10 protein-coding genes are annotated in these 12,562 nt (G+C 28.3%); 3 read left to right on the top strand and 7 right to left on the bottom strand.

Features of this window, described 5'->3' with window-relative positions; genetic code table 11:
- Nucleotides 1-74: 74 nt before the first annotated feature.
- The 3 genes from rseP to ACTTBO_RS04085 are packed head-to-tail and all read right to left on the bottom strand — an operon-like array spanning nucleotide 75 to nucleotide 2,277.
- Complete coding sequence (gene rseP, locus ACTTBO_RS04095) at nucleotides 75-1,187, bottom strand: RIP metalloprotease RseP (protein ID WP_440656526.1); 1,113 nt, start codon at nucleotides 1,185-1,187, stop codon at nucleotides 75-77.
- A 45-nt stretch (nucleotides 1,188-1,232) separates the two neighbouring features.
- Entirely contained in the window at nucleotides 1,233-1,751 is a 519-nt protein-coding gene (locus ACTTBO_RS04090; protein ID WP_440656525.1) for a hypothetical protein, read from the bottom strand.
- Nucleotides 1,735-2,277, bottom strand: a complete 543-nt coding sequence (locus tag ACTTBO_RS04085; RefSeq protein WP_440656524.1) for a hypothetical protein — start codon at nucleotides 2,275-2,277, stop codon at nucleotides 1,735-1,737. Before ACTTBO_RS04085 ends, ACTTBO_RS04090 begins: the two co-directional genes overlap by 17 nt.
- Nucleotides 2,278-2,582: 305 nt before the next feature.
- Between ACTTBO_RS04085 and ACTTBO_RS04080 the strand changes: the two genes are divergently transcribed.
- The 3 genes from ACTTBO_RS04080 to ACTTBO_RS04070 all read left to right on the top strand — a co-directional run bounded on the left by ACTTBO_RS04080 (nucleotide 2,583) and on the right by ACTTBO_RS04070 (nucleotide 4,560).
- On the top strand, nucleotides 2,583-2,918 hold the full coding sequence (locus ACTTBO_RS04080) for a hypothetical protein (protein WP_075506578.1): 336 nt from the start codon (nucleotides 2,583-2,585) through the stop codon (nucleotides 2,916-2,918).
- Nucleotides 2,905-3,258: a hypothetical protein gene (locus ACTTBO_RS04075; RefSeq protein ID WP_440656523.1), complete on the top strand. Its 354-nt coding sequence runs from the start codon at nucleotides 2,905-2,907 to the stop codon at nucleotides 3,256-3,258. The genes ACTTBO_RS04080 and ACTTBO_RS04075 overlap by 14 nt, the downstream gene beginning before the upstream one ends.
- An 81-nt stretch (nucleotides 3,259-3,339) precedes the next feature.
- The gene (locus ACTTBO_RS04070; protein ID WP_440656522.1) at nucleotides 3,340-4,560 is read left to right on the top strand and encodes a DNA cytosine methyltransferase; all 1,221 of its coding nucleotides are present in this window, start codon (nucleotides 3,340-3,342) and stop codon (nucleotides 4,558-4,560) included.
- On the opposite strand, the gene ACTTBO_RS04065 is transcribed toward ACTTBO_RS04070, so the two are convergent.
- The 4 genes from ACTTBO_RS04065 to ACTTBO_RS04050 are packed head-to-tail and all read right to left on the bottom strand — an operon-like array spanning nucleotide 4,553 to nucleotide 12,558.
- A complete protein-coding gene (locus ACTTBO_RS04065) occupies nucleotides 4,553-5,290 on the bottom strand; it encodes an Eco47II family restriction endonuclease (protein ID WP_440656521.1) in 738 nt (245 codons plus the stop codon). The genes ACTTBO_RS04070 and ACTTBO_RS04065 overlap by 8 nt on opposite strands.
- Nucleotides 5,283-7,220 carry a DrmB family protein gene (gene drmB / locus ACTTBO_RS04060; protein WP_440656520.1) on the bottom strand — a complete coding sequence of 646 codons (1,938 nt, stop codon included), beginning with the start codon at nucleotides 7,218-7,220 and terminating at the stop codon, nucleotides 5,283-5,285. The genes ACTTBO_RS04065 and drmB overlap by 8 nt, the downstream gene beginning before the upstream one ends.
- Nucleotides 7,217-10,753 (bottom strand): helicase-related protein, encoded by a 3,537-nt coding sequence (locus ACTTBO_RS04055; RefSeq protein WP_440656519.1) that lies wholly within the window; start codon nucleotides 10,751-10,753, stop codon nucleotides 7,217-7,219. Before ACTTBO_RS04055 ends, drmB begins: the two co-directional genes overlap by 4 nt.
- Complete coding sequence (locus tag ACTTBO_RS04050) at nucleotides 10,750-12,558, bottom strand: NERD domain-containing protein (protein ID WP_440656518.1); 1,809 nt, start codon at nucleotides 12,556-12,558, stop codon at nucleotides 10,750-10,752. Before ACTTBO_RS04050 ends, ACTTBO_RS04055 begins: the two co-directional genes overlap by 4 nt.
- Between the last annotated feature and the right edge of the window lie 4 nt (nucleotides 12,559-12,562).

The following is a 12,562-nucleotide window of genomic DNA, read 5'->3' as shown; positions in this document are numbered from 1 at the left end:
GAACACACAACATCTTGTAAAAATTTAAATAAACGTTGATTTTATTGATCTTTTTAACAAGTTAGAAATTTAAATTATCTAAATAAACCAAGGTCTTTTAGGTCATTAAATGTTGTGAAAAACATCAATGATAGCAACAAAAACAATCCGATTCGAAAAAAGCCTTCTTGTGTTTTTTGAGACAAAGGTCTCCCTAAAACCTTTTCAAATGCATAAAACATTAAGTGTCCACCATCTAACATTGGTATAGGAAACAGATTAATTAACCCCAAACTTATTGAAATATAAGCCATCATACTAATAAAAGCTAACACACCGAAGGTTGCAACTTGCCCAGATATCTTTGCAATCCTTATAGGACCCCCAAGTTGAGAGGTATCTGCTTTCCCCATGATCATTCCACCAATGTATTTTAATGATGAAATACTTACAAAATAAACTTCATTTGCTGCATGATACAATGCTTGTGCTGGACCTAATTTAACATGATTAATTTTATCATTGTATGCACTTAATTTTATACCAACCATTCTTTTATTAATTTTATTTCCTAAACCATCTTCGCCTTCAACAATATTAGGTTTTACTTTTAAAATTAATTCTTCATATGAACGCTTTACTTTGAAATCTATAAAGTCAGATGTAGACATTGTGATATATTTTGATACTTCCATGATGCTTTTAACTTCATTACCATCAATTTCTAAAATAATATCTTGGTTTTTTAAGCCCCCAACCATTGCAGGGCTATCTTTTTGAACTTCACTGATAACTGCTGGAGTAAAATCTTTTCCAACAAAAGTATAAATACAAAAGAAAATTGCTAAAGCTAATAAAAAGTTAGCTAAAGGACCACCAAATACAATCAAAACTCTTTGATACAAAGGTTTTAAAATAAATAATTTATCTCTCTCTTCTTCATTATATTTTTCTAAAATTTCTTCATGATCAGCTTGCGAATAAACATTACGATCTCCAAAAAATTTAACGTAACCACCTAAAGGAATAGCACAAACTTTCCATCTAGTTCCATGTTTATCATTCCAACCAAATAATTCTTTACCAAATCCAATAGAAAAATCAGTAACCCCTACTCCATATCTTCTTGCAAAATAATAGTGTCCATATTCATGGATGAATACAACCACTAAAATAAGAATCAGAAATGGAACAATATAACTAAGCATATTTATATATTTTAAGTTAATATCATATTAATCACAACCTCACAATCACCAATAATACTGATACTTTTTGTCTTTGCTTTTAAATTTTTCTGAGCGAATACTGACATAATTTCCTTGTTCATAAGCATTACACCAATAAATGTATTTTCGTTCTCGATTATAAGCAGCTCTATTCCGTTCTGTTCTCTCCTTTTCCTTTTGCTCTTTTAATTTTTGTTCTTTTAAAGCTTGCTCTTTTTGTTTTCTTACATTTAGCTCTTGTTCTAATTGTTTATCTAATTCTTCAGGACTTAATTTAGATTGTGGAGGTACATACGCATTAACTGGAGTTACAACTACATTTTGCTTCATATATTTTTTAGGAAGTTTCCTATTAATCATTGAATAATAAATTTCAGGTTTATTATTTAATAAGTATTGTTTGTTTGCTCTTAAGAAACTTTCTGTTTCTTTTTTCAATAACCGCATGAAGTAATGATGATTTGGGTTCGTTTTTCCAAGATTAGAATTTCTCCACTTGCAGGTATAATTATTAAAATGATCTCTCTTATTTCTCCAGGTCATATCTGCCCTCCTGCATCATCTTTAATATATCTAGCTGCCTATAATATTTATTCATCAGTTTATCTTCGATTGTATTAAGCTTTAAAATGGCACTTCCGTATTTACAATCTCTTGCGAATGCTAAACCTTTTAAGTTGATAGATCTATCTGAAGATTGAACTAATTCTTCATCTTTAAATTCAATTTTCTCAGCCATTTTTTGTTTATATTCATCAATTTCATGATGGAGTATTTCCTGATTATAAATACCAGCTTCAATTCCACCTATTCTTCTAAGTCTAAAACCAACATCAATGATTTTAAAAGCTACTTGTTCTTCTAAAATCCCTTCTGGTTTTAATGCTTCAATCATATGATCTCGGTATTTCTCAAATTCCTTCAAGTCTTCACCGATTACTAATTGCTTAGCAGTTAGTCCGTGTTTTAATGAATTTTTAGATGAATTTATTTTCCCTAAATCAGTTTTAGGTCCTTTAGATAATAATGCATTTTTTCTATTAGCATTAATTTGTTTGATGGTTGCCATAAGCACTCCTTATATATTTTTTGGATTGCAGTTGTGAACCTGCTGACACGAACTCACCAACTAGTGGCTTTGATTAAGAGTGCATGGGAAACGCCCAAGACGATCTTTAAAGTAAAGATATTTAACTTTAGCAAATATTAAAAAACTTTTCAATACTTTTTAATGTTAAACTTATGTTACAAAATATTTTTTGTTACGTTAACTTACGTTGAAAATTTTTTTAAAAAAAACATATTATAAACATATTTAAATTTTAGATTAATAATTGTTAATCTTTTTAAAAAATAAAAAACTCAATTACATTTATGGAAAAAAATAATCTGCCGGAAGGCTGGAAATATGAAGTATTTGATAAAATAGAAAATCCAATCGCAAAATACTACTCTGCACTAAGTGATTATGGAGATATGATTAAATTTTCTGACATCACTCATCCTAAAACAAGTAACATTTTTGCTGAATTTGATGATTACGTAAATATTAAAAAGGAAGATTTAAAAGGAATTACATTTGAACAAATATTATTATATTTAAAAAACGTAGTACCAAAAGAAGGTCAGTCTAAGAAAGATTTTTTAATTAAATTCTTAGATCAAAGACAGATACAATATGATGAGGGGCTTTGGGATGAAGCAATTTAATATGGTTGATTGCAATCTTGAAAAAAGCATAGATTTAAAAATCTTAAATGTGAATTCTAATTATATCAGTATGTTAATTGTTACTGAGAAATCTTATGTCTATGCCGAAAAATATTATAAAGATGCTCAATTGCAGTCTTGTCTTACGTTTGAAATATTTAAAAAACAAAATTTAGCTAATATTAATTATAATTTTATTAAATATCTGATTTTTTCAAATCTAGTTGAAAATCATGGGTTTGATGAAATGGAATTTTCAAAAACATTGAGAAAAAATAGAATTTACTATCATAGATGGTATGAAGTGGGTGGTGTAATCAACACTTCTCATAGTTTGTAATTTTAAATTTATTAATTGTTAATAACCAACTCTAATATGAATATCTCAAATAATTTATGATATATTCGGAAGATTCATTTTATGAAAAAAAATTATTTTACAAAAGAAATAGTCGCAGATATGCTTTCAACAAGCAAATCAACCGTTAGTAGTTGGATTAGAAAAAATAAATTGAAAAGTATTAAACCTAATGGAAAAACATTAATTCATAGAGATGAATTAAAAAGATTTAATAAATTAGCCTTTTTATTTAATAAAAAAAAAACTAAGAAACCCAAACCCAAAAAAAAATATACAGTTGTTGAATTATTTGCAGGTTGTGGAGGTTTGGCATTAGGTTTTGAGGAAGCTGGATTAAATTGTTTATTTGCAAACGATATTGATAGAGATTCTTGTAAAACTTTAAGAGAAAACAGACCAAATTGGAATGTAGTAAATAGAGATATTCACCAAATAACAGATTCTGAATTTAAAAAATATAAAGGTGCCAATGTAGTTTCTGGAGGTTTTCCATGTCAGGCATTTAGTTATGCGGGGAAAAAAATGGGATTTAAAGACACCAGAGGTACCTTATTTTATGAGTTTGCAAGAGCTGTAAAAATTATTAAACCACAAATTTGTATAGCAGAAAATGTAAGAGGTTTAGTATCTCATGATAATGGCAAAACTTTAAAAACAATCATCGATGTAATGGAGAACGATATTGGTTATGATGTTATTTCTCCTGAAATTTGCCAAGCAATTTTTTATGAAGTTCCACAAAAAAGAGAAAGGCTATTTTTAATTGGTATCAAAAAAGGATCAGGTCTTATTTTTAATTATCCAGATAAAGTGTCTGAACCATATACGGTCAAAGATGCATTAAAAAAAGGAAGGTTATTTAAAACTAATGTTCCTAAAGCTGAATTTCAAAAGTATACAAAACGAAAACAGCAAATTATGAGCAAAGTTCCAGGAGGTGGTAATTGGAGAGACCTTCCTGAAAAATTACAAAAAGAATATATGGGTGGAAGTTATCACCTTGGAGGCGGCAAAACAGGGATTGCCAGAAGATTAAGTTGGGATGAACCATCATTAACTTTAACAACTGCTCCTGCTATGAAACAAACTGAGAGAGCACATCCTGAAGATAACAGACCTTTAACTTATAGAGAATATGCAAGGATCCAAACCTTTCCGGATAACTGGAAATTTATGGGTAGCTTAAATTCAAAATATAAACAAATCGGTAATGCAGTCCCTGTTAATCTTGCAAAATATATTGGATATGAAATTATTAATTCATTAAATAAGGTTAATTAAAAGTTTTTTTATAAAAACTCTCAAATCTTTCATCTTCAATAATTTCCTTTTTAAGATCTTCTTTTTTTAAAATTTCAGATAACACAATTGGAATTTCTTGATACACTTTATATAAAAATTTTTTATCTCCTGTAATTTTTCCATAAAAAGTAACACCATCTATAATTCTTATATCTTCTCTTTTTGGTCTTCTTGTTTTTGTTTTGTTATCTGGTGGTTCAAAAGGTATATCTAGATCACTTTTGACATTCTTAATCATAACCAAAAAATAACCAGTAAAACCTTTATATTCTTTTTTAGCTAGACAAGATTTAATACTATCGTATGAGGCAACTTTTTTATCTCCTTTTTCGGTGTATTGTTTGTTTTTAACATCTACTATCATTTTTTTTTCTTTATTCACTGCATCTAGAATTTCCATTTTACTCCATCCATTCATACTTCTAAGTAAATCTTGTTGAAAATTACCATTATAATTTTCTAAACTCTTTTGAAGTTGCCTAGTCTTTTCTGCTGAAACCCAGCTGTCATAATTAAAATCATTTAAAAACATGCTAAAAATTGAAAGCATGGGATCAATTTTGTTTCTAAAAAAAGTATTTTCCTTATCTTTTAATTCAGGGATATAGCTGTAGCAAAATTTTTTAATTATTTTTTTGAATTTTTTTTCATCAATATATTTATAAATATCACGAGAATTAATTTTTGAGTCTTTTTGTTTTTTAATCATTAAAAAATCCAATTTGTTTATCTATTAAAACTCCTCGATCTAATAATCGATTAAATTCTTCACATGATGTTTCAGCTAACAAACAACAATTATGACAAGCTGCTAAATTAATTTTTTCTAAACCTTGACCATCTCTTTTGCCAATTTCAGTACATACTGGATCAGCTGAGCACCATCTCGCATTTTCAATAGCATTATGAAAAACAGTTTCAATTATTCCTTGTTCTCCCATTCTAACTAATCCACCCATTGTTCCTTCTGAGTCACCATCTGCTGTATAAATAAGTAAACCCGTCATCGAACCATTAGAATTTGTTGAGCAGTATATTCTTTCTCTTAAAGATGCAGAGTGATAACCACTTTCATAGATAAATTTGTCTATTAAGACATGAGACAAAGTATGTAGCAAGACAAATCTTGGAGAAATAGTTCTACTTTGCATATTTCTTTTTTCTGTTAATGCATCCAGGTTTTCTTGAATTTTATTTATATGATCTATTACTTCAGTTTTATTTTCCCAAGACTTAATTTTTTCTTCATTTAGCTCTAAAAAAATTCCTTCACCGTAAACTTTTATTGCTGGCAACCAATCTTCATGTTTGTTTACTTTTTTTCTTAACATTTTTTGCATTTCTTTTACGTCCTTGTCCTTATTTGCATCAGGAAAAAGTCTGCTAAATCCATATAATACTCTTGTTTCTCTTAATTTCTTAATTAACGAAATTGAAGAAAAATATTTCGAAAAATTATGCTGGTACTCATCAATATCTTTTTTTTCTATAATGAGTTCATCGCTACTATCATTGCTTAACAATCTTCTATATTCCAATCTTCTAAAAGGCGTTTCTCTATCTATATCATCATCTCCTTGAACTCGTTCTGAATGTGAACCATCATCATTTTCTAAGTCAGTTAGTAGATTTAATGCTTTTAAAATATTTTCTTTTGAAAAATTTTTTAGTTCATCTTCAAATTTATCTAAAAGTTTTGGTAGTATTTGATCATTTGGAGCAAAATCTTTTGCGTTTCTTAAATATGTATCAATCTCTGAATTTTCGGTCATTATTTGAACTATTTCAGACAAAATATCATTTTCTACACTGGGTAAATATATTGAGGAAAAAGATTTTGAGTAATACAAATTACTTGCAGACCTCAATGAGGCTCTAACAGGATGATTACATTCTTCATGAACTCCATAACCTAACCAGGTTTTAGCTCCTCTACATTTAAATCTAAAATTTTTTTCAAGATTGTCCGTTAATTCAGTTGAATCGTTATTTTTTGATGAACTAGTAATATTTTTAAGGTTTCTTCTAACAGGTGGTTGGCCTTTTTTTGAGCATGACAAGCAAGTTATATAAATACTATCTAAACCTCCAGATTTGTTAGGATCATCTTCATATTTTAAATTTTTGCCCTCACAATTAGGTTTGTGACTTCTATGGACCCACTCATTCCATGGAAAATCCTCTATATGACCAGATTGACAAAACATGACAAAAGGAACTTGCACCAAGGTTCCATTGCATTCTTTGTCTTCATATTTTCTTTTACAGGAACCAATATCTCTAATATGTAAACCTCTTGAAGGCTTGGATAGCATTTTGCATTTCATGCATCTATGCCAAGTAGGAAATCTTAAAAAAGGTATTTTAAGATCTAAATTTTTTTGTCCCTGTAAAAAAAATTCAAATTTTCTATAATCAGGCGGAGCTCTAAAATGAGAAACTCCTAGTCTTTGTTCCAATCTCCATTCTTTAATCTTAAAATCATCTTTATGAACATTTTTATTATTCTCCTCATATTCATGACTAAACCATCTGTCCAAACCAGCTGTTAATCTAGAGACGCCATCTGTTCCGGGAAAAACTGATCCAACTCCATGTTTAGAAACCAATTGTGATCTTCTTATTCTTAAAATACTCAAACTGCCTCACTTTCATCATCAAGATTTGAAAATATGTATGGCATACACTCTGCATCTACATTTCTCATTGATGTCATGGTTTGAAATGTTTTAAATTTTAACTTCTCATTTAAATAACTGCCCTGAGGAATTAACAATGGAATTTCATTATCTTTTTTTCTGGTTTCCCAACTATCAAATGATCTATTTTTCCATAAGCTAATTTTTTTATCAAAATAGTTCTCAGCAATTTTAACTAGATGTGGATCGATAATTTTAACTCGTTCTAAAATCACATCTTTAAATTTATTAACCTTATTTTCATAATTGATATAACCAGGATTATGTATTGCATTTTCTAAAGAAGAAGTCTGTCTTGCATAAGCAAATAGAGCTGAATGTAAAGATCTCTCTAGAACAGGTTCACAAAATGGGGTTACACTTGTTGGCTCTACCCATGAGTACAATTGTTCATGATATGATCTAAATTGCTCATATAAAGATCTATCTCTGGGTTTTGTTGGTGAGTATATGGTTACAACTAGTGCAGATTTTCCTCTATGCCAATCTCTTCCAACTCTTCCAGAAACTTGAATATATTGTGATACTGATTTTGGAGCACTTACAATACTAAGTAATGATATCCTTGTTATATCAACACCAACTTCAATTACACTTGAAGACAAACAAATATCAACGGGTTTTATATTTTGATTTTTATCGATTAAAGATGAAGATAATTTTTGTAAATTTTCTTCAACACTGTCTTTTTGAGCAGCAGTAAGTTCAAGAATTTCCGTAGGATCAGGTAAAGGTCTTATATTTTTATTATCTATTGCAAAATTTTTTTTATATTTTTTTAATTCTGACTCCATATCAATCGATAAAATACTTCTAGCTGAACCAAGATCAAATAGACTTGAGTAAAAACTAACTAGTGTCCACCAAGGATCTTTTTCTTCACTCGTTAATTCTCTATTTTCAATTCTATTATAGTTAGCTGATTGAAGAAGTGAGGTAAAAGTTCTTATCTGAGAAGTTAACAGTGATCTTAATCCTGGTGCATAAATTCCAACATATTTTTTACAATCTATTTGATCGTTAGTTTTAGCAACTCTAGAAAAAAAATTATCAGACTGACTTAATCCTGGAGGTGGGAAAAGACTAGAGTCTTCTCTAGCAAATAAAGCCTTAATTTGATTTGAAAAATTTTTTATAGTTGCCGTTGAAGAAATTATTTTAGGTTTAGTTGAATTTCCATTTCTTCTATTTGTGCATAATTCTTCGACTACTGTCTCATATAAGCCTGACATAGAACCCAGTGGTCCAGAAATTAAATGTAATTCGTCTTGTATAATTAAATTGGGAGGTGATTTAACTTGCTCCCCTTTTTCATCTATACCAAAAAAATTCCTCGCAGATGGTCGCCATGACAAAAGAGCAAATTTATCTATTGTAGCTATTAAAAAAGATGGTTTTTCTCTATATAAATCTTCATCACAAGTATAAGTAGGCAATTTAGAATGAAATTCACATTCAGCATCAGGACAATGAGCAAAAATTTTTTTTTCTCTATTATTTTCTTTAAAACCATAAACTCTCTGTCGTGAGCTTTCGTATTTTTTTATTTGAAATTTTGCTCCACACCACGAACATCCTGAAATATGAAATTTATTCAGAGTAACGTTACTTTTTTTTCTAGGTATTAAAATTTTTTTAAAATCTTCATGAGCCTGTTTATTTGTGTTATAGGTACTGTCTCCACCTATCCATATTCCAATAGAAAATTGATGCTCCCCTAAAATTTCAATATTCTTTTTTCTTATATGTTCCAATGCATAAATTAATCCACTGGCTCTGTGGAATTGCTGTGCTGTTAGCAATCTTAAAGTGTAACGCATTATGACATCGGTTCCATAATCAGATTTATCTCTAATCCTTCTTAAAACGAGTTGAAAAGCAGATAGCCCTAAGTAAGCTTCAGTTTTTCCACCTCCAGTAGGAAACCAAAGTAAATCAACAATTTTTCTCTCAATGCTTTCTGGATTAGCCAAAGAATCTAAATTCATTAAAATAAAAGCTATTTGAAATGGTCTCCATTTTTTCTTCTGGTACTCGGGTGAACTAAGATCGAAATTATGATCATATTTAGATGTAAATTCATATCCATTGTCTCCCTTTATAGGGTTTCCACTATCATCAAATTTTATAGATCTGGATGGAATTGAGGTTCTATATTGTTGATACATGATTGCTTCATTAGCAATTTTAAAGGCTAATTTTAATTCTTCGTTTGTTTCTATTAAAGATATTCCTTTATTAATTCTCTCAGCAGCAGTCTTGCAGTTTTTTATTATAATTTCTGAGGGGGCTTTATACCTTGACGATAAATCTTTTGAATGATTTTCAATTTTTTGAATCCACTTAGAATAATTTGAATGTAAATTTTTAAGAGAATTTAATCCATCATTAAAGTTTCCAGCTCTAGTTAGATTGTAAAAAGGAATATCTATTTTTTGATTTTTATCATCATAAATATCTGGACTTATATTAGGTACATCAACAATTGGCATTGCTTGTGAACTAATTTCATTTACAGAATTTGTTTTTTTATCAGGTGTACCCCAGTCTGCAGATATACCATGACCAATAGCATAATTTCTTTTGTCTCTATAAAGTAAATCATTTATTTGTTCTTCCTGATCTAATATTAAATTTTTTGCTTTTGGGTAAGGTAAAATACAATAATTATCAGAAAATATTCTTAATTGACTTTGGTAGATTGAATTTTCATCTAAATTTCTTCTTTTTGATTTTTTATCTTGGGTAAAATTTGCAACACTAAAAGTAATAATTTTATGATTTTCATAATCTCTAACATCAGATTGAAATCTTAAATCAAATGTGTTCGGTAAAGATGAAAATTTAGGTTCTATTTTATTACTATTATTATCAATATCGATAAATCCACTACACTCAAAAGAAGATCTAAAGTACCAATCTCTCCCTTTTTTTGTTTCACTATCTTTATATTTGTACTCAATTTCTTTTTCAGGCTGTTTATAAAAACCACCTGTGAATTCAAATTTAAGATCTTTTGTTATTGATGGATCAACCAAAAAACTCAGACTAAATGAAGAAGGCAGAAGATCTTTTTCAACTTCAATATTTAAATCATTTTTTAAATTTTCAATATCATTATTTAGATCTTTATTTTTTAAATTTAATTTTTTATTTGATTGAGCTTTAGATCTATCTAATTCATCATTGTTTAAATTTTCAGACTCCTCATCTTCCTCTGTTGACCTAAATTTAACTGGATACAAAACGCCTAAACCATATCTTTCACTTGGTTTTATATTATTTAATATCTCATCTCCCTCATTATTTTCAAAATCACTATTAAATTGTCTGTAAGGCATAAGCATATCGTCATAAGATTCAAAAATATGCATTTCATCAATTTTAATTGGTTTTCCAGTTGGACTTGGGCCTATAAGATTAAGTTTTAAATCTCTAATTATATTTTCTCTATTTTGTTTATGATCGATCATATTAAATATTTACCCCATTGATCTTTTTCATTTTCATCAAATAATAAAGACAAATTATATTGAGACCTTGTAACACCCGTGTAGAGTATAGATGGAGATTTGCTTACATCAAAGCCACTAATATTCAAAATTATACAAACTTTTGACTCTAAACCTTTGAATTTCCTTACAGAAGTTGCATAGCCTAATGTTTTTTTAAAAGATTTATTAACTACTTCTCCATTAGAAATTAAATTAGAGTTTTTTAATCCTAAATTTTCCAATAGTTCTTCATCAAAATCATTAATAGACAGGTTTTTAGGATTATTATTTAAATTTGAGTAAAACAAAATAGCTATATCCGAAGGTCTAAATTTTGATTTTAATCCATGAATAATTTTTTTTAAAATTCTTAATTGATCTTTCTTGTCCTTATAAAAAAATTTATCTACATTATGTAAATTATCTTCTCTGAAAATTTTTGAATACTTTATTTTTCCAACTAATTCTGCAAATCTACTTATTCTTAATGGGTTTCTACAATTTTCATTTAGAATTAAGCTGTGCAATCTTGCATCAAAATAACGTTCATTAAATTGTTTTCGAGAAAGTTGATTTTGATAAACCTGTTGGGATCTAAAATCTCCAAAGAAATATAATTCTGATAATACACTTGAATTTTCATCTAAATTAACCTGGTTAAATATATCTAGTGAACATTGGCCCAATTCATCATTCGGAAAATCTTGAGTTTCATCAACTATTAAAACATCATATTTTTTATTTTCTTCAGATTTAACAAGATGATTAAGAATATGAATTAAAATATCATCTTTTTTAGAATAAATTTTTGAAGACAATGGCTGATATTCTTTTGGGATAAAACTGGAAACAAATTCATATAAAGTAAAAATAGAAATTTTTTTATTATTAATATCTTTTTTTACATCCTCATTAATTAGCCCAATTTGATCTTCTATATGATTTTTGATTAATCTATTGAAATATAAGAATAATACATTTTTCCCTTCTAAAACTTTTCTTCTTGCAAGTTCTAAAGCTAATACTGTTTTTCCAGATCCAGCATAACCATCAACTAAAATTAATTTATTATCTTCATTAGCATCAATTACTCTGTATTGTTCAGTTGAAAATGATTTAAGCTCTTTATTTAATTCATTATTAAGGTCATTAGGGCTCACAAAGCACTCAAAGTCCTTTCTAAAGTAATTTGCGATATCTTTACAAATACCATCAGAAAATTTATCAAAAAAATCTTGATGCTCTAAATATTTAAATTTACCTGGAATTGATGTGTGGTGTTTAATTGAGTCTTCAAAATGCTTTAAAAACATTTTTCCAAAATTGTTTTGATTTAGTCTAATTTCATTGAAATCTATTAATTCCCAATCATTCCATTCAATTGATTTTTCATTAAAAGGGCAATGAGTAAAAATTACTAAATTTGTTACAAACGGTTTACTAGTTAAAGATAATTCATTAATTTGTTTTATGAGCGACTCTGAGTTTCCTCGCACTTGATCAAAAGGAGACTCTCCTTCCTCATTACCAAAACGCCAAATACCACCTGTTCTTGAAATATGGCTATGAGCTTTTACTTCTACACAAATAATTCCCTTATTAGGAATTATTGCAATAAAATCGGCCTCTCCTCTTTTCTTTTTTCTATGTAATGCAATATCTAATGAATGTAAAATGATCCAATCTTTAGTAATTTCATTTTCATTTTTAAAATAATTAAATATTTTTACTTCTCCTCTACTTTGGATAGAGTCTTTAAGAACATTGGGAATTAATTTGGCCATTTTT

Source organism: Candidatus Pelagibacter sp. HIMB1509, from assembly GCF_052047855.1.
Lineage (GTDB): Bacteria > Pseudomonadota > Alphaproteobacteria > Pelagibacterales > Pelagibacteraceae > Pelagibacter.
The sequence above is the reverse complement of the archived record's forward strand: the minus strand, read 5'-3'. Positions and strand labels throughout refer to the sequence as shown.

What these genes read in the sequence shown, in the direction of transcription:
- ACTTBO_RS04085 (WP_440656524.1), bottom strand. Translation starts at nt 2,277, where the DNA reads ATGGCAACCATCAAACAAATTAATGCTAATAGAAAAAATGCATTATTA.
- ACTTBO_RS04075 (WP_440656523.1), top strand. Translation starts at nt 2,905, where the DNA reads ATGAAGCAATTTAATATGGTTGATTGCAATCTTGAAAAAAGCATAGAT.
- ACTTBO_RS04080 (WP_075506578.1), top strand. Translation starts at nt 2,583, where the DNA reads ATGGAAAAAAATAATCTGCCGGAAGGCTGGAAATATGAAGTATTTGAT.
- ACTTBO_RS04050 (WP_440656518.1), bottom strand. Translation starts at nt 12,558, where the DNA reads ATGGCCAAATTAATTCCCAATGTTCTTAAAGACTCTATCCAAAGTAGA.
- ACTTBO_RS04065 (WP_440656521.1), bottom strand. Translation starts at nt 5,290, where the DNA reads ATGATTAAAAAACAAAAAGACTCAAAAATTAATTCTCGTGATATTTAT.
- ACTTBO_RS04090 (WP_440656525.1), bottom strand. Translation starts at nt 1,751, where the DNA reads ATGACCTGGAGAAATAAGAGAGATCATTTTAATAATTATACCTGCAAG.
- rseP (WP_440656526.1), bottom strand. Translation starts at nt 1,187, where the DNA reads ATGCTTAGTTATATTGTTCCATTTCTGATTCTTATTTTAGTGGTTGTA.
- ACTTBO_RS04070 (WP_440656522.1), top strand. Translation starts at nt 3,340, where the DNA reads ATGAAAAAAAATTATTTTACAAAAGAAATAGTCGCAGATATGCTTTCA.
- ACTTBO_RS04055 (WP_440656519.1), bottom strand. Translation starts at nt 10,753, where the DNA reads ATGATCGATCATAAACAAAATAGAGAAAATATAATTAGAGATTTAAAA.